The 16,541-nt window shown below is 41.6% G+C and carries 17 protein-coding genes; 6 read left to right on the top strand and 11 right to left on the bottom strand.

Annotated features, from left to right (window positions below; translation table 11 throughout):
• Window positions 1–159 precede the first annotated feature (159 nt).
• The gene (locus AB7942_RS15320) at window positions 160–1,218 is read left to right on the top strand and encodes a hypothetical protein (RefSeq protein WP_369447535.1); all 1,059 of its coding nucleotides are present in this window, start codon (window positions 160–162) and stop codon (window positions 1,216–1,218) included.
• A 32-nt stretch (window positions 1,219–1,250) separates the two neighbouring features.
• On the top strand, window positions 1,251–1,805 hold the full coding sequence (locus AB7942_RS15315) for a DUF4865 family protein (RefSeq protein ID WP_369447534.1): 555 nt from the start codon (window positions 1,251–1,253) through the stop codon (window positions 1,803–1,805).
• Window positions 1,806–1,878: 73 nt separating this feature from the next.
• Here AB7942_RS15315 and AB7942_RS15310 read toward each other — a convergent pair whose 3' ends face one another.
• Complete coding sequence (locus AB7942_RS15310) at window positions 1,879–2,028, bottom strand: hypothetical protein (protein ID WP_369447612.1); 150 nt, start codon at window positions 2,026–2,028, stop codon at window positions 1,879–1,881.
• A gap of 152 nt (window positions 2,029–2,180) precedes the next feature.
• On the bottom strand, window positions 2,181–2,327 hold the full coding sequence (locus tag AB7942_RS15305; protein WP_369447533.1) for a hypothetical protein: 147 nt from the start codon (window positions 2,325–2,327) through the stop codon (window positions 2,181–2,183).
• Between the two features lie 331 nt (window positions 2,328–2,658).
• On the opposite strand from AB7942_RS15305, the gene AB7942_RS15300 reads away from it, so the two are divergent.
• On the top strand, window positions 2,659–3,504 hold the full coding sequence (locus AB7942_RS15300) for an STAS domain-containing protein (protein ID WP_369447532.1): 846 nt from the start codon (window positions 2,659–2,661) through the stop codon (window positions 3,502–3,504).
• A 143-nt stretch (window positions 3,505–3,647) separates the two neighbouring features.
• On the opposite strand, the gene AB7942_RS15295 is transcribed toward AB7942_RS15300, so the two are convergent.
• On the bottom strand, window positions 3,648–4,070 hold the full coding sequence (locus AB7942_RS15295; RefSeq protein ID WP_335398314.1) for a VOC family protein: 423 nt from the start codon (window positions 4,068–4,070) through the stop codon (window positions 3,648–3,650).
• A 336-nt stretch (window positions 4,071–4,406) separates the two neighbouring features.
• Between AB7942_RS15295 and AB7942_RS15290 the strand changes: the two genes are divergently transcribed.
• Entirely contained in the window at window positions 4,407–4,880 is a 474-nt protein-coding gene (locus AB7942_RS15290; RefSeq protein WP_369447531.1) for a hypothetical protein, read from the top strand.
• Between the two features lie 294 nt (window positions 4,881–5,174).
• Window positions 5,175–5,648, top strand: coding sequence for a hypothetical protein (locus tag AB7942_RS15285; protein WP_369447610.1), 474 nt, complete (start codon window positions 5,175–5,177; stop codon window positions 5,646–5,648).
• A 180-nt stretch (window positions 5,649–5,828) separates the two neighbouring features.
• Here the strand turns inward: AB7942_RS15285 and AB7942_RS15280 are convergent, their stop codons facing one another.
• Window positions 5,829–8,771 (bottom strand): DEAD/DEAH box helicase, encoded by a 2,943-nt coding sequence (locus AB7942_RS15280; RefSeq protein ID WP_369447530.1) that lies wholly within the window; start codon window positions 8,769–8,771, stop codon window positions 5,829–5,831.
• A 299-nt stretch (window positions 8,772–9,070) separates the two neighbouring features.
• Window positions 9,071–9,343: a hypothetical protein gene (locus AB7942_RS15275; RefSeq protein WP_369447529.1), complete on the bottom strand. Its 273-nt coding sequence runs from the start codon at window positions 9,341–9,343 to the stop codon at window positions 9,071–9,073.
• A gap of 75 nt (window positions 9,344–9,418) precedes the next feature.
• Between AB7942_RS15275 and AB7942_RS15270 the strand changes: the two genes are divergently transcribed.
• Window positions 9,419–10,333: a polysaccharide deacetylase family protein gene (locus tag AB7942_RS15270; protein ID WP_369447528.1), complete on the top strand. Its 915-nt coding sequence runs from the start codon at window positions 9,419–9,421 to the stop codon at window positions 10,331–10,333.
• A gap of 116 nt (window positions 10,334–10,449) precedes the next feature.
• Here AB7942_RS15270 and AB7942_RS15265 read toward each other — a convergent pair whose 3' ends face one another.
• The 6 genes from AB7942_RS15265 to AB7942_RS15240 all read right to left on the bottom strand — a co-directional run bounded on the left by AB7942_RS15265 (window position 10,450) and on the right by AB7942_RS15240 (window position 16,449).
• On the bottom strand, window positions 10,450–12,081 hold the full coding sequence (locus AB7942_RS15265) for an SWIM zinc finger family protein (protein ID WP_369447527.1): 1,632 nt from the start codon (window positions 12,079–12,081) through the stop codon (window positions 10,450–10,452).
• Between the two features lie 503 nt (window positions 12,082–12,584).
• Entirely contained in the window at window positions 12,585–12,770 is a 186-nt protein-coding gene (locus AB7942_RS15260; RefSeq protein WP_369447526.1) for a hypothetical protein, read from the bottom strand.
• A gap of 21 nt (window positions 12,771–12,791) precedes the next feature.
• Window positions 12,792–12,929, bottom strand: coding sequence for a hypothetical protein (locus AB7942_RS15255; RefSeq protein ID WP_168240856.1), 138 nt, complete (start codon window positions 12,927–12,929; stop codon window positions 12,792–12,794).
• Between the two features lie 209 nt (window positions 12,930–13,138).
• Entirely contained in the window at window positions 13,139–13,780 is a 642-nt protein-coding gene (locus AB7942_RS15250; protein ID WP_369447525.1) for a cupin domain-containing protein, read from the bottom strand.
• A gap of 140 nt (window positions 13,781–13,920) precedes the next feature.
• Window positions 13,921–14,430: a CBO0543 family protein gene (locus tag AB7942_RS15245; RefSeq protein ID WP_369447524.1), complete on the bottom strand. Its 510-nt coding sequence runs from the start codon at window positions 14,428–14,430 to the stop codon at window positions 13,921–13,923.
• Window positions 14,431–14,694: 264 nt separating this feature from the next.
• Window positions 14,695–16,449, bottom strand: coding sequence for an alkaline phosphatase D family protein (locus AB7942_RS15240; protein ID WP_369447523.1), 1,755 nt, complete (start codon window positions 16,447–16,449; stop codon window positions 14,695–14,697).
• Window positions 16,450–16,541: the final 92 nt, after the last annotated feature.

Genomic DNA, 16,541 nt, shown 5'->3' with positions numbered 1-16,541 from the left:
TTATGTCTGGTTAAAGGTTCTGAAACCCTGTTATACCATTACCGAACCTATTTCTAAAAGTGATTGATATTTTTACCTATTTTAGAGTACTTTATAACCTCGTAAATTGGATATTTATGTTAAAATAGAACCATCAAAGTACAACTTCTGGAGGAAACCATGATCTCTCTTTCGAAAAATAAATGGCTCTGGTTCTCTGTCGTCATCTCTTTAGTGGTCGGTTCAAATCTATTAATCTACCGCCTAGAAAGCTTAGGACCACTCCCAACAGGCATCGCCTTAGGAACCCTATTCGATTTCATCCTTACCATACCCTTACTCGTCTACTTCTTTATCATCAGAAAACGCTATTCCCTAAAATATATACTCCCAGTCATGATCGCGGGCTATGGCGCAGCAGTCCTAATAATTCCACACGGCCTGCTGTCAGCTTACTCCTTTGTAAAATATATCTTATTAGCGGGCGAGGCTGCCTTTTTCCTACTCGAGCTTTATGTCGTGTTTAAGCTATTTGCATCGCTTCCAAAAATCATCAAGAGTTACCGCACAAACGCCAGCGAAATTCCAACCTTCTCATTTCGAATGAAGCAGGCATGGGATCAGCATCTACCACCATCCCGGGTACAAGAAATCTTTTTCTCCGACATGACGATGTATTATTACAGCCTATTTTCTTGGCGGAAAAAACCGATGTTACCTAATGAGTTTATTTACACCTATCATAAAAAAACTGGCACCATCACGCTGTACATCATGCTGATCCACGCACTGGTTTTGGAATCGGTAGGTTTTCATTTCCTCCTTCATTCGTGGAGTCCGCTAGTCGCCATCATCGCTCTCGTACTTAATGTGTATACGTTATTATTCTTTCTGGCTGAAATCCAAGCAATTCGGCATTGCCCGATTATGATCACCGACCGGCATTTATACCTGCAAATAGGGCTCATCAAACAGTTAATCGTTCCGCTTGCGGAAATTAAAAGCATCCAACATTACGATGGTCCTGAAAGATTAACAAATGACGAATCAAAACAAGTTTTCGACGCGGTCCTTGCTGATTTTTTCAAAGAAAAACCCACATTTGAGGTGGAGTTTCATCATCCAATCGAAGCCAGGTTCATCTACGGGATTAAGAAAAAGGTGACCAAGGCCCATCTCCGTCTCGATGAACCACAAAAATTCTTTCAGGCACTCACTACAAAAATAAATGCCGAGTGATTCTCAAGGACTCAAAAGGAGGAAATGATAAAATGATCGCCACACAATATAAGATTATCTTACCAAGTGATTATGATATGAATATAATCAGAGACAGAGTCCGAAATAATGGTCATAAAACAGATGGATTTGAGGATCTCAAATTTAAGCTTTATTTGATCACGGAAAAAGGAATCCACAATAATTTACAAAATAGTTATTGCCCATTATACCTTTGGAACGGCAGCAACGGGCTAAACAAGTTCTTATTTAATGGGTATTATGACAATATAATCAACTCTTTTGGATGGCAGCGAGTAAATGTTGGAATTCCACTAATTGATACAACGACATCGAAAATCAAAGAGAATAAATATCTTTTCCAAATCACAAGGGACATACCACCACAACAAAGTCTAAATAACTTAAAAGATAAAATAGGAAAAGAAATACCAACCATTGATCATACAGAGTATCTAGTTATTTATAATCCCGAGAAATGGAAGTACGATGTGTTTTACTTTTTAAACGATGTAAGCAGCGTACAAGAAATGAGCGGAGTAATTTATCAAATCCTACATATATCACAAGAAAAAAGCAGCAAGTAAAAAAGCGTTCCTGCATAGAACAGAGACGCCCCACTAGAAAACCAAAAGGGACAGATTAACTGTCCCTTTTGGTTTACTTATTATGACTTTTTTGAGCTTTTAATGCGACTTTTTCAAAGCCATTTCCTCGTTCTTCCGCAAATTCCAAATCTGCTTTTGGCAGAGCCGTATTATGTTTCTTAAATTGGTTATTCTTAGTTTTAGCCATTTTTTCACCACCCATGTAGATTTCCCTCGCCAGGATGCAAAAATTTCGGCACCCCACGAATTTAGTTTGCTTTCTTTTTTTGAGGCTATGCTAGTTGAATTTCTTTCTTAACATCAAAAAAATGAAGCCTTCCACATTATGAAGGCTTCGTTGACGTATAAAATGGATTAATGGACCCGGATAATCTCGTAAATATATTCATCGTGGTGAACCCTGGTATGTTTTGATTCTAATCGTTCGAATTCGTGGATTTCATCCATTGGATCGCCAAGCAACCAGTTTTTGAGTTCAAACAAAAAATCAGTAAGCATCATGATTCCTCCCTGGAATGGGTTATTGGATACCTTATAAACTTATTATACATGTGAATCACTTCACATAAAAGCGGTTACATAATAGGCGAAATAGCAAAATTATACTGAAAAATAAGAGAAGTTTGTCTCAATGAGGAGACAAAAAGGAGCGACTAAGCGCGTTACTTTTATTTGAAGATCCAGCTCCCTTTTTGGTGGCTTCTCTTATTGTACTAACGGAGCAGGTTAGTATAATAAGGAGGTGTATGCAGCAAGACTTAATTGGTAAGATAAGTTAAAATTTACTTAGTATAATGTATATAATATTGAATTGATGGAGGGGGGATTTAAGTTGCATAAAAATAAAGAATTACACTCGTTTTTATTGGCTAAGGCAAGAAATCTTACAGAGGAATGGTATAATTCTCTAGATAAAAATGACTCGTCAGGAGTATATTCCTCGGATGACCCTAATATAATCGATACTTTAAAAAAACAAAACTTTGATTTCCATTTACATCTTTGTGAGGCTTTTATTAGAGAGGAAACAGCGTTCCTGGAAGAATTTCAAAAATGGATTCTTTCGATTGCTCAAGATCCACAGCATTTAAACACACCAATCCATTTTATGTTAAGAGAATTTTTCAGGGTGCGGGAACAGTATCTTGATTATATTAAAGATTTTGTTTCTCTACATATGGGTGAGTTTCCCAATGAGGTGATAGATAGCTGGAACCGAATGATTTTAAAAGCATTTGATAAAGTTATGTTAGGTTTTGTCGAAGAACATCAATACTATTTACATCAAAAACTATCTGCTCAACAGGAACTTATACAGGAGTTAAGTTCTCCGGTTATTACTCTTAACAACGAGGTAGCATTACTTCCTCTTGTGGGCGATATAGATGCAAGACGGGCAAAGTTAATGCTTGAAAATACATTAAACCAGTGTGCAAATCTAGGAGTAAATTTTCTTGTTATTGATTTATCAGGCGTTCCAATGATTGATACAATGGTAGCACATCAAATTTTCCATCTGATAAAAGCATTGAGATTAATAGGGGTGACATCTACCCTTACAGGAGTTAGACCTGAGATAGCACAAACGGCTGTACAGCTAGGACTCGAATTTAATGGTGTTCCCACATATTCTACTCTACGACAAGCTCTGATTTCGATGGCTATCATCAAAAGATAACATTGTTTTTTGTTTGTCGATTAGCTACCACAAAACGGTAGCTTTTTTATTTAAATTAAAAAAGGGGTTGCTGCGACGATACCTATTGTTCTTAAACTAAAGGGGATAAACAGGGTATATAAGTACCCTGCTTTTAGAATCAGTTATTTAATTCGCTTTAAAATTGGGTGGTCTTCTTTTAACTCAAGCAAATCCCATAAGTTACCGTATAAATCTTTAAATACTGCAACCGTTCCATAAGGTTGCTCTTTTGGCTCTCTTACAAATTCTATTCCCTTTGAGGTCATCTCGTTATAATCTCTCCAAAAATCATCGGAGTTTAAAAATAGAAAGACTCTCCCGCCTGCCTGATTACCTACAAATGGTTCTTGTTCAGGTTTAGATGCTTTTGCGAGTAGTACTGTTGTACCAACAGAACCAGGTGGAGCAACCACTACCCACCTCTTATTCTCCTCTGGTAAATAAGTGTCTTCAATTAATGTGAAATTAAGTTTATTAGTATAAAAATCTATTGCTTCATCATATTCTCTAACAACTAATGCGATGTGAACAATTGATTGAATCATTTGCTTACCTCTTTTCAGCTCAATATCATGGTTTATTTATTAACATATAGGAACCATCCTAAGTTTAACCACATTTTTAATCAGGAAAACAATTTTGTCCACTGAAAATGGATAATAAAGTATCTGTTATTTACTTTGCCATTTGGGGTGCCGTTATTAAATCCTTGCAAACTTGAAATAAAGTGAATGGACCTTGTTTAACTAACGGGTGCAAGAGTTGTAGATCAAGCTGTCATTTTGGCAGCTTTTCTTGTTGCACTAAAGGGGCAGAATAGCTAAATAAAGAAGGAGATATACTAAGTTAAATAATTCCTTTTGGATAAGGGGGGTATTAATATGTCAATGAAAAAACAGTGGTTACTTAATATTGTAATGATATTACTCTCGTGGCTTACAATACCTTTGTTAGGATGGCGGACTATAAAGAGATTTTTACCAGCTTCAATCCTTGCAGTTCTACTATGTGGTTTGGATGCTCAAATTGGAAAAAAACGCAGATGGTGGTCTTTTTATAATAAACCACAGTCCTTTATTCAAAATGAATTTCCTTTTCTCATAGGTCCAATGTTGGCGATGTCTTTATGGACATTAAAATGGGGATACGGAAATTTTAAAAAGTTTATTATGTTAAATGTTATTGGCGAAGTAATTTTTGTATCTCCAATTACAAGGTTATTCACAAAATTAAAACTCTATAAATTAGTTCAATTTAACGAATTTCAATTCTTTCTATATTTCTTTTACAAGGCTTTTTTCTTATATGGATTTCAATATCTTTTTGAAAAATACAAGAAAACTAATGACTTTTAAAGTAGCGGGTGCGACTCTTCAAGATGAAGGTTGCCTTTTTTTATTCCACAATAAAAATTGTGAAATTTTGCACTTAAACTAACGAGTGCAAGAGTTTAACAATCAGACAGATCTATTTGTATAAAGCAGTAAAAAAGTCATTCTATTGAGAATGACTTTTTTTGCGGCTTAAATCAATTCGATATAATAATCTGCAAATCTTAAATTAAATGACTAGTCCAACCGTAGGACAAAACTTGAAATAATCATAATAAATTTGGAGAAAGTAAATAAGAGGTGATTCGTTTGAGTTCAGTGACGAAGAATTTAGATTTACATGCTCAAGGAACTTGGCTGCCAATCTGTGTAGGCTTGTTATTGTTTTTATATGCTCTTTTTATGCCTAAAAAAGAGATCGGTTGGAGAGAATTTTATATTACTTTTGGAATCATTGGTTATTTTGCTTGGATTGGTGATTCCTTATTTGCAAAAATGCTCGACCTTGTTGATTTTGGTAACCCGAATATCACGGGAATCGGTGAGTTTATTAGTTACACCTTAATTCCTTCATCTCTTTCTGTTGTTTTTTTAAACTATTTTAAGAAAACAAATAAATGGATACTAGTCATTATATTTACCATAATTGCTACTCTAGTGGAATGGGGAATGCGAAAAGTAGGTTATATCAAGCCACACGGCTGGAGCTTTTTCTTTTCAATACCGTTGTATTTTGTTGTATTTAGCTTTTTCCTCCCATTACACAGGAAATTTATAAACTGCAAATCCTAATTTAGGGATATTCTTCCAAAAAAGAGTTGCCTATAAACAAACGGGGGACTATAAGTGAAACAATAAAAAACGCTCAGAGTGATAATCTCTGAGCGTTTTTTCATTGTATGTTTTTTGGTCTACACGATGGTGCCTGACACAATTACCATCACAGGCACCATCATTACACGAAAAACCACGTTACCCTAGATAAACCAAATCTTTCAGCTCATCCGTTGATAACTCGGTGATCCAGTTCTCACTTTGGATAATCTGGTCATTCAAGAATTGCTTCTTCTCAAGCATCGCGTCGATTTTCTCCTCGAGGGTACCTGTGCAAATCATCTTGTGCACATGAACGAAGCGCGATTGACCGATCCGGTAGGCACGGTCGGTGGCCTGGTTCTCAACAGCCGGATTCCACCAGCGGTCGTAGTGGATGACGTGATTGGCCGCCGTCAGATTCAGCCCGGTTCCGCCTGCTTTCAATGACAGCAAGAACACAGGAAACTCCTGATTCTGGAATCGCTCAATCATCTCGTCACGCTTCACTTTCGGCACACTTCCGTTCAAGAAAGGCACCTCAATGCCAAACTTCTTCTTCAATGTGCTCCGAATCATTTCGCCCATTTCGATATATTGGGTGAATATCAGACAGCTTTCGCCCTGTTCCAAAACGGCGTCAATCAATTCGACAAGTTTCTCAAGCTTATTCGAACGCTCCAGTAGCTCGCGCCCAGCCGCTTTTTCTTTCAGATAGAGGGCAGGGTGATTGCACAACTGCTTCAATCTACTTAACATTTGTAAAATTAACCCCTTGCGCTCAAAGCCTGTCAGTTTTTCAATTTCCGCAAACGTGTCATGGATAAGCTGTTCGTACAACGACGCCTGCTCAGCGGTGAGCGGGCAATATTCCTTTTGCTCCAGCTTATCAGGGAGGTTAAGGGCAACCTCTTCATCCTTTTTCGTGCGACGCAGCAAGAACGGCCGGATCAACGCTTGAAGCTGCTGAACCTTGTCTTTTTTCTCATCTTTTTCAATCGGAATCACGAACTTTTTCTGGAATTGGCCCAAACTGCCAAGATAGCCATGATTGGTAAAATCAAAGATCGACCACAGCTCCGATAAACGGTTTTCCATCGGTGTTCCTGTCAGCGCAATGTGATGACGGCCGCGCAGTCTGCGAACTGCCTTTGACTGTTTTGTCTGGGCATTCTTAATGTTTTGCGCCTCATCAATCGCAATCGAACTCCAAATCAGCGACTCAAACTCCGCCAAATCGATGTGGCTCAGCCCATACGAAGTTAAAACAATATCGGCATCTTTTGCCTTCTCCGCAAAAGCTTCCTCTTTCAGACGGTTGGACCCGTAATGCAAATACACCTTCATCTCCGGTGCAAAGCGCTCCAGCTCCTTCTGCCAGTTTCCAAGTACAGAAGTCGGGCAAATAATCAACGCAGCCTTGGTTGGAACTTTAACTGCAGCTGCATCCTCATCCTTCTTACGGCGTTTTTTCGCCTCAGTTCGGGTGTCAGGCACCACAGCCAATTCATCCCCGACCACATCTTTCACCTTCAAAAGGTAAGAGATCAGCTGGACGGTTTTACCGAGACCCATATCATCGGCGAGGCAGGCGCCAAATCCGTACTGGCGCAAGAACCAGAGCCAACTCATGCCGAGCTGCTGGTAAGGACGAAGTTCACCCTGCAAACCAGAAGGGACGTCCTCGAGCGGAATTTCGTGGACTTCCGCCAGCTGTTTGATCATTTGCTTCCATTGTCGGTTCAACTCAATTTGAATTTTCGCAAATGCCTTTGGATTATCCAGTTCATCCTCGGTCGCATCCGACTCCATCAATTCCTGTTCCAGCAAATCACGGACATGCAGGCCCTCTTTTTCGGCGCGTTTCATCATATCCTGTATTTGTCGAATAAACTGCGGGTCAAGCTTTACCCAACGGCCGCGAATGAAGACAAGCCGCCTTTTTTCCTCGACAAGTTTCCCAAACTCATCTTCGGACAAGTCGACACCATTCATCGAAAAGCGCCAGTTAAAATCAAGCATTGCCTGAAGCCCGACGAATGACGGCCGGTGACTCGAGCCACCCTTCAGCGATGCCTTCACTTTCAGATTGGCATTTTTCATCGCCTGCCACCAGGAAGGGAGAAGGATTTCGACATCCAACGCCACCAGCGTCTCACTCGCCTCCGTCAAAAACATCCACGCTTCTTCCTCGCTCAGATGCGTTTTAAAATAACCGTCTTCACCCAACCACGGAATCAATCGCACCCAGCGATCCCGCTCGCGGTCAACTTTTTCTAAAAATGGACGCCACTTCGCTGGGATTTTGGTGGTCCCATCCACATCATAAACCTCATCGACGTTTTTCTTTCCTCGTATAAATAGATCCAGACTCCACGCACCTTCGCCATCAACCGGCTCATCTAAGCGCAGCCCAATCGTAAACGGTGTGTCGCTTTCCTTAATTCCGACCCATTCCAGCCAGCTTTCCTCATCAAAATAGCGAGCGAGCTCACCGCCGGAAATATTTTGCTTCCGGAGCAAATCAAGCTTCGGTCCGAATAACTCCTTCATTGCTGAATTCCGCGTTAAATAGCCATCGAGGGCATCATTGTACAAGTCTGAGATATAGTTTTTGGTCGTCCCAAGTTCATGGCCAATCAGTTCGTCGACGGCGGGCTCAGACTCCTCAATCCTTTGTTCCCAAAACGACGGGTCAAACTCATCCTTCACGCGTTCAGGAAGCTTCCAACGGAAATCTCCGTGCTCCCAGACCGAAAAGTCCGGCAGCCAATCCTTCTCGACGATGCCTTCATACAGCGAATGGGCGGCCGCCAGACAAATCTCAGATTGCTCATTCCAATCCCATTCGATATAGCGATTAAACGACTCCTTGGCAAAAAGCGAAACCAGATGCCAGCCGCTCACCACCACACCCTCAACGTCGTTCACCGTCTCCGTCTCAAGGAGCGTACCAAAGAAGCTTTCCTCATGACTGCTGAAAACGAGATTCTTCCATCTAGACGGGCTCATCACATGACCCCGTTCATCCTCCGCAGTAAGAAGAAAGCGACCTTCCCCTAATTTAGTTGTCAGCAATTTCATAAACCTTGTTTTAAGCATCGATCCAAAACTCCTTTATTGGGGGAGAGAACAAAGTCAGATAAAAATTTCCAGTAAATGTCTAATTGCACAAAACCCCTTAAAAATGGCACAAAAGCCCCCTGAAATGGCACAAAACCTTATTAAAATGGCACAAAACCCATCCAAAATAGCACAAAACAAATTTCCCCTAAAAATAAACAAGCCACAATACCAGTCAACCTATCTAATTCTAACCAAATGTCCGCTCAGTATGGACAAAATCAATAAAGTGTCCTCGAGCGGTGCCTGACACCATAAATGTCACCATAAATAACAATCTAAATTACTCCATAAAAATCCATATCCTCTATTATACCCAAAAAAGTGTGGTTAGAGGAGGGCGAGGCTTGAAGTTCTTCCGTAAGTAGTATATTTGTACGTGGTTTGTTTGTTAAAAAAGGTAACTTAAAAGTAGTCCCAGGCAGGGATCCATCCCCTAATAAGTGCTGGTTCTCCATAATCGGAAAGATAATGACCTGAGAAAGGAAACCGCCAGTAGTAACATAAAACGAATAAATTGGCATATAATTGATGGCGAAATCTAGTTTCATCTGGACCCACCAATGGAAGCTTAAGCTTTGATTTTTTATTGTATCTATTAAGGACATAAAACGAGGAGATCGTATATGGGAAAGAAGAATCTCATGATAACGCTATTAATCTTTTTACTTCTGTTGTTAACCTCATGCAGCCAAGGGAATAATCCGAAAACGAGTGGTGACCCACAACCCGAGCCAGCAACTGAAAATCCAAACGAAAAACCTGCTGAAAAACCGGATGCTAAGCCCGATACCAAACCCGATGACACCGAAAAACCTGACACCAACCCCGGCGTAAAGCCCGCCGAACCACCCGACCACAATAACAACAATAGCAGCCCTAACAATCCAAGTCCATCCAGTAATCCCTACGAAATAACAAAAACAAACTACACAGAAAACAACATCAAAATAAACTATCCCCAACTCAAGAAATCAAGCGATCAGCAAAAGGAGAAAACCATTAACGAACTAATAAAAAAAGAAGCCATCAAAGTACTAAACTACTACCTGCCCGAGGTTCAAGACCTAACCCTCGAAATCAATTATGAAATCAAATCCAAAAGTCCCAGCCTGCTGAGCATTCAATACACAGGAGTGGGGTACATGAACAGTGCAGCCCATCCCAATAATCATTACTATACAACCAATATCGACATCGAAACGGGAACTATTCTACAATTAAAAGACATGGTCAATATCGATGAAAACTTCGTCGGAAATCTCAAGCAAAACGCCAAATCCATGAAGCCTGAACACCAAGGCATCCTGAACAGCATACACCCAAGCGACCTACTAAACATGCTCACAAACGCTGATTCACTCGACAATATCGGCACCGAAAATCAGTCCGACACATTTAGCTATTTCACCAGCGACTCTCTCGGAATCAGCATTCCCGTCAGCCATGCAGAAGGGGACCATGCAGAATTCGAAATCACCTATCAGGCCATAGCCCAAAACATACACTCGTTATTGTTACTTAGCCTGCTTCAACGGTAACTATCCCAGTTCAAATTTACATTCGAACGAACCTGCACCGCCGCCCCATGGTAAAAATAACAAAAATAAAAGGTGCCACTAGAATTGGCACCTTTTGCTCTATCAAGAAAAAACCATCAACCCTCAATCAATTTACTCCGCTTACACTCCTCATGAAACGCCCGCAGACGCTTTGTCCGCTCCATCAACGTATCCAAGAAATACTCCCAGTCATCTACCCGTTTCAGCTTCTTATACAGCGTACGCAGCTTCTTCAAGTGCCGTACCGCCATCCGGTAACTCGCCCGGTTCTTCTGATCAATCTCACGCTGCGCCGTCTGATGCAGCATCGCCAACAGCACCTCAGGCCGCTCCTTCTCCACAAGCTTCAAACGGTCCTTCGGCAACTCATAATAATCCAAGCCCACAAACGCCTGCAGTTCACCCCAGCGGTCATACTGCCCGCGCTCAAACAACACAAACTCATAATCCCCAAAACTAAAGGGGAGCATCGAAAGCATCGCCCGCTCATACAAATCCACCCGGTCACTCTCCGCACAATAAGGCGCCACCGCCCGCAGCGCATTCCGCACAAACGTCGCACAACTATGATAACCGCCAAGCCACTCCAAATAGCCCTTCACTTTTTGCAAAAACAACTCAATCACCGGGCCAACCCGCTTCCACGCCTTCAGCCCCGACAAATACTCAATCCAATACACCAAATAAGGTGCAATCTCCTCATCACCAAACGGACCCGTCAACTTCAACGCCGCCTCATCATCCCCAAGCAGAAAATTCAAATGAATTCCAGCCAGCAGCAACGGCGCAGGGCTCTCCCAATCCTGCAACTCCTTCTTCCGCGCCTGAATCTTCACTAACTCTTCCTCACGCCACGCCTTCTTCTTGAAAAAATGAATCCACAACAGCCGGTACAAGAAAATCCGCTCATACGCCAATCCCTGCGTACACGTCAACAGCTCAAATGTATCCTCACGTAACTTATCGACAAACTCATCAAAATCAAACGGCAGCGACTGCACGCCAATCTTCATCGAGAGCTCCTCCGCATCATCCATCAAATTATGGAACAAATGCAAATAAGCCCGCTTAACCATATCCTCATCATGCCCAAGCTGCTCACTCAGTCGAGCCAGCTTCCGAAACGAAACCACGATCCCAACCAACTCATACAGCAAACGCCATTCCTGCTCAACCGGCGCACTCGCATGAATCCGGCGCTCATAAATCCCAAACAACTCCGGAATCACATATGGACTCGTATACTTCTTCGTCGCCAGCAGCGTATCAAAACTCACCTCAAACGAATGAACCCAACGCCCATAATCCGGCTTCGACACCCCATTCGCCTTAATCAAATCCTTCGCCGTCTGCAGCCCCCAGTCCGAAACAGCCTTCGACTCACGCATCGGCTCCCGCCACTCAGCGACCCAATCCGCCACACTGCCAACCCGAGAATAAGCACTCAAAAACACCGCCATCTGATGACGGCAAAACCCCTCAGTCGGACACGAGCACTCACTCTGCGACAAAAACTCAAAATTCAACTTCACATAACAAGGCGTCACATCCTGGACCGTCGCCGTAATCTGCTCATTCCATATCTGTAACTGCTTCACCAGCCCTTGCCGGTACAGCATCAAACCCTTCTGAACCAGCTTCGCATCCTCCGTCACCGTCGGGTGCAGCAATTCCCGAACCTGATCCCCAAAAAGCTCAATCCGTTCACTTGCAGGCGTCGACTCCAAAGCCACAACCCCCTCCAAAAAATCCATATTCCACTATTATACCCAAAAACACACCCAAAGAGGAAGGCAAGCCTCAATCCAAAACACATTTTTGAAAAATGAACCCAAAATCGCCCTCGCCGAATAGGAAACGTTTGCGAAAACTCCATCGCACCGCAATTCATCTCAAAGCAATTATCGTGGTGCCTGACACCAAAGTTCAGGTAAAACGAAGGGAAGAGGTGGTGCCTGACACCAAACCTCGGGCAAATCGACGGGAAGAGGTCGCGGTGCCTGACACCAAATTTCAGGCGGCGGCAGGGTTTTAATAAAAAAAAGGTAACTTAATGCTTTTATGTCTTGAAATTAGGGTGGTCGAATGGAAAAAGTAGAAAAAAAAGTTACCTGAGCCAGTCTGGCGCCTGGCTTTTTGGGGAGTTTGAGGTTGAATGGAGGGAGTGGAGTAATCTAGGCAAGATTCTTCTTAAAAAAGGTAACTAAAAAGGGGTTTGGCGGAATAGTAGTCAAAGTTGGCGGAATCCCATCGCAGTTTGGCGGAATTCCTCCACAAATCGGCGGAATGACTCCACAAATCGGCGGAATTCCTCCACAAGTAGGCGGAATCCACAATTTGGAGGTTTGCCAGAATAAAATCCAAAAATGCCTGAAACCCCATTTTCATCCCCCAACACAGTTAAATAAACACACAAAAAAAAGCCACTCCTCACTAATCAAGGGGTTGGCTCAATCTTCGTGCCTTCATTTTTTGTCAAACTAGAAAAATATTCAAACAAACTGGTAAGATAGCTGTTAAGCTCAAAACCTTCCTCACTCGCAAACTCTGACAATAACAACCTATTCTCTTTCACCCTCATAACCCCCTCGAATATGGAACTATCATCATTATTGCCAAACTATCACTCTCTTATACCAGTAAACTTGAGTAGGGGTATGCCCATCGCAAAAAAATCTAACTAAATCATTAGTTAGATCAGCCCATCTATATAAACATACAAAGACCCCTTCAAGATTCGAAGCGGTCTTCGTCCCAGTTATAGTTGTAATGGTCTCTCTGCTATCAACGATATCGCTGATACTGAGGAGCGTATGGTGTTTGTGGGTATTGTGGATATTGGGGCTGTTGATACGGTTGATGTACATTTTGATGAGGTATATTTTCTCTTGCTTTGTTGCAGTCCTTGTATGGACCTATATATGTTGAGGGTTTTACAGGTGCAGTTACTTGTTTCCATTGAGTTTCATCAAGACAATAGGTATGCGACATGATGTTTGCAGGAGTAAATTTTAATATGTCAGATCCTAAAATTACTTCTGGAGTTGGTGCATTAAAAATAGCCAATAGATGAGTGTTATCAACCGCAGCTACTTCATAATGCCACCAACCTTGAGGAACGTTCGCCACTTGTCCAGGAGTAATCGTGTAATTGAGTATCTGTTTTGTAAAGGGGTTCAGGATGGATACTGTAGCAGTACCTGAAATACAATAGACTAGCTCGGCTGCATTTTGGTGATAGTGCGGTTCTACAACATTATTAGTACTTAGGAAAATGTCCAGCAGAGACACATTTTCCAGTGTATTCAACTGTTTAATACCTAATACATTAATATAGTTTTGGTTATCTTTTATGAACAGGGGGCTTTTGTTTACGTCAAAAGTGTATTGAGTTGATGGAGATGTATAATCCATATAGGAAGCCATAAATTTCTTCACCTCTTATTAGGTATCAAATAAACATATAGGCATGTTATGCACCTACAATAAGTTCGGTGTGATTAAGTATTAAATTTTTTTAAAGTCTGAAATCAACGGTAAAAATCTTTTTTCGTTTTTTACTTGTGTTAAGGCAACGGAACATGAAAATAAATGACAAAAAAAGCTGTAAATAAAATAGAAACCAACCAAGCTGGAATCGGCTTAAGGTAATGAAATCTCAACAAAATAACCCATATGAAATTAAAGGCGATTGACCACCAGAAATTCCACCCGTTATGATAGGTGATTTTTCCACCAATAAACATTATACCTTCGATACAAACAAGAATTGCTACCGATATTAGCAAATAAATTATTTGATTCTTCCGATTATTAGGTGAATATGACAAAAATAGTATGACAATACATGGAAAAATGATGAAAGTTTGAACTAATACTGAAAAGGCATGGTTTAATAAAAAATCAGGTTCCAACTTCCATAGAAAATATTTTCCGTTAACAAAGAAGCTATATAATAAATTATTTGCAATCAGGTACAAAATAGTGGGGTAATATTTTCTCCAATTTTTTAGATCTCCAAATTTCCAGCAGCAAAGTACCAGAATTAGGCACAGAACAACACGCAATAGGAACACCCAATTTCAACAGTTTTTATTTTAAAATTTACCAAAAAGCTTAAAATTATTACTATTTTCTCTTCAACTGACAGGTGCAATAAAATCCCATTCTTTCACTATCTTTGAATCTATACTGTAAAAATTTCTTATTTCAAAGTTTGAATCTTTGTACGCTAGGAATAACTACGATAATATGCCTCAAAATAAAAAGGATACAAAATAGACGATTCTATTTTGTATCCTTCTTATTAAAAGCCTGCTGTTCTACAGGTATGATCTTAATTAATTAGGAACGGCTTCGCGTTTGCGCTTTTTCTCCATTTGGATTTCATGCGCACGTGCGTGGGCTTTGTGGCGGTCTTCTTCGACTTCTGCAGACATTTTGATACCCATAGGCACCGTGGTGGCTGCAATTTCCTTTATCCCTTTCTGGTCTTTCTCATAAACAAATGACGCTCTTGTTGAAATATCTGCTCCCGGCTCAGTTACGAACGGAACGACACGGTAATCTGCACGCCATTGTTGCGGAGTGACCTGGCAGCGAACGTAACCGCGGTAATTATTAAAGAATTTGATGTGCGGGTTGTCCGCTAAAGTTTTGGCTGTGTCTGCACGCAAATCCGATCCGTTTCCTCCTGTCGTAATCGATGTACCCACAAACTCTGCTCCAAAAATTGGAGCGTCTGGATTGTTGTAATCCGTTGTCAGGTTAGAAGCCCAGCTTGCATGGACATCTCCAGTAATGACGATTACGTTGTTGATGTTATGTCCAGCGACGAAATCCGTAACGCGCTCTCGTGCGGCCGGATAGCCATCCCAAGAATCCATGCTGTATTTCGGAGCCGTGCTGCTTCCGGATTTGCGCTGCGCAAAGAAAATCTGCTGCGCAAGGACGTTCCAATAAGATTTCGAGTTTCCTAGATTGCAAAGCAGCCATTTTTCTTGTTCTGTTCCAAGAAGAGTGCGCTTTGGATCCAAGGATTCCGGTGTATGAGCTTTCGTTCCATCACCATTCGCCTGGTCATCACGGTACTGGCGTGTATCAAGAACATAGAAGTTCGCCAAATCCCCATACGTGAAATCCCTGTATAATTGCATGCCTCCGTCGTGCGGCAATGACGACCTGCGAAGCGGCATGTGCTCGTAATAAGCCTGGTAAGCAGCGGCACGGCGCTTGATAAACTCTTCAACAGACTGGTCTTTTTCTGGAATGACATTTGCGTAGTTGTTTTCCACTTCATGGTCATCCCATGTAACAACCCACGGGAATGCAGCGTGCGCAGCCTTTAGGTGTTCATCTGAACGATATTGGGCATGGCGAGTGCGGTAATCTTCAAGCGCGATAATTTCATCGCCTTTGTGGGCACGGACATTGCCTGTGGGAGAAAGATACTCGTTCGTACCGTATTCATATATGTAATCGCCAACGTGGAACACAAGATCGAGATCTTCTTTCGCCATATGCTTGTATGCAGTATAATACCCGTGTTCATACTGCTGGCAGGAAGCGAATGCGAACGTCATGCTTGCTACACTGGCACCTGCGGCCGGGAGGGTTTTTGTTTTTCCAACAGGGCTTAGTTCATTTCCGGTCTTGAAACGGTAATAATAAACCGTATTCGCCTTCAGGCCGCTCACTTCTACATGGACAGAATGGGCGAGGGTAGGAGAAGCATGTTCTGTTCCTCGTTTGATTACGCTTCGGAAGTTTTCATCTGATGCAAGCTCCCAATTGACGGGAACGATATGAGAGGGCATCCCACCGCCATTTAACGGATCTGGAGCTAACCTTGTCCATAAAACGACACTGTCAGATTGCGGATCGCCAGAAGCAACACCAAGAGTAAAAGGATATTCGCTGAAATTCGGAGCAGCATCTACTTTAAATCCTCCCATTGATTGAGCAATAGCCAACCCTAGGGACAGCCCCGCAATCTTGCCGGCTCCATGAAGAAAGCTGCGGCGGTCAATATTCTTTTGCAAATTTTGTTCGTTAAAATTCTTAATTAACTGATCCAAAGATCTCTCATTTGTCATGCTTCATATTCCCCTCTCAGATTACTTTTCTTTACCACGGCTTTGATTATAAATGGGATTTATTAATTGAATATGAAGATATTGTAAAAAGA

The organism is Neobacillus sp. BF23-41, assembly GCF_041106275.1.
The sequence above is the reverse complement of the archived record's forward strand: the minus strand, read 5'-3'. Positions and strand labels throughout refer to the sequence as shown.

Coding starts and splice junctions, on each gene's coding strand:
- AB7942_RS15320 (WP_369447535.1), top strand. CDS start 160: ATGATCTCTCTTTCGAAAAATAAATGGCTCTGGTTCTCTGTCGTCATC.
- AB7942_RS15315 (WP_369447534.1), top strand. CDS start 1,251: ATGATCGCCACACAATATAAGATTATCTTACCAAGTGATTATGATATG.
- AB7942_RS15310 (WP_369447612.1), bottom strand. CDS start 2,028: ATGGGTGGTGAAAAAATGGCTAAAACTAAGAATAACCAATTTAAGAAA.
- AB7942_RS15305 (WP_369447533.1), bottom strand. CDS start 2,327: ATGATGCTTACTGATTTTTTGTTTGAACTCAAAAACTGGTTGCTTGGC.
- AB7942_RS15295 (WP_335398314.1), bottom strand. CDS start 4,070: ATGATTCAATCAATTGTTCACATCGCATTAGTTGTTAGAGAATATGAT.
- AB7942_RS15290 (WP_369447531.1), top strand. CDS start 4,407: ATGTCAATGAAAAAACAGTGGTTACTTAATATTGTAATGATATTACTC.
- AB7942_RS15280 (WP_369447530.1), bottom strand. CDS start 8,771: ATGCTTAAAACAAGGTTTATGAAATTGCTGACAACTAAATTAGGGGAA.
- AB7942_RS15275 (WP_369447529.1), bottom strand. CDS start 9,343: ATGAAACTAGATTTCGCCATCAATTATATGCCAATTTATTCGTTTTAT.
- AB7942_RS15270 (WP_369447528.1), top strand. CDS start 9,419: ATGGGAAAGAAGAATCTCATGATAACGCTATTAATCTTTTTACTTCTG.
- AB7942_RS15250 (WP_369447525.1), bottom strand. CDS start 13,780: ATGGCTTCCTATATGGATTATACATCTCCATCAACTCAATACACTTTT.
- AB7942_RS15240 (WP_369447523.1), bottom strand. CDS start 16,449: ATGACAAATGAGAGATCTTTGGATCAGTTAATTAAGAATTTTAACGAA.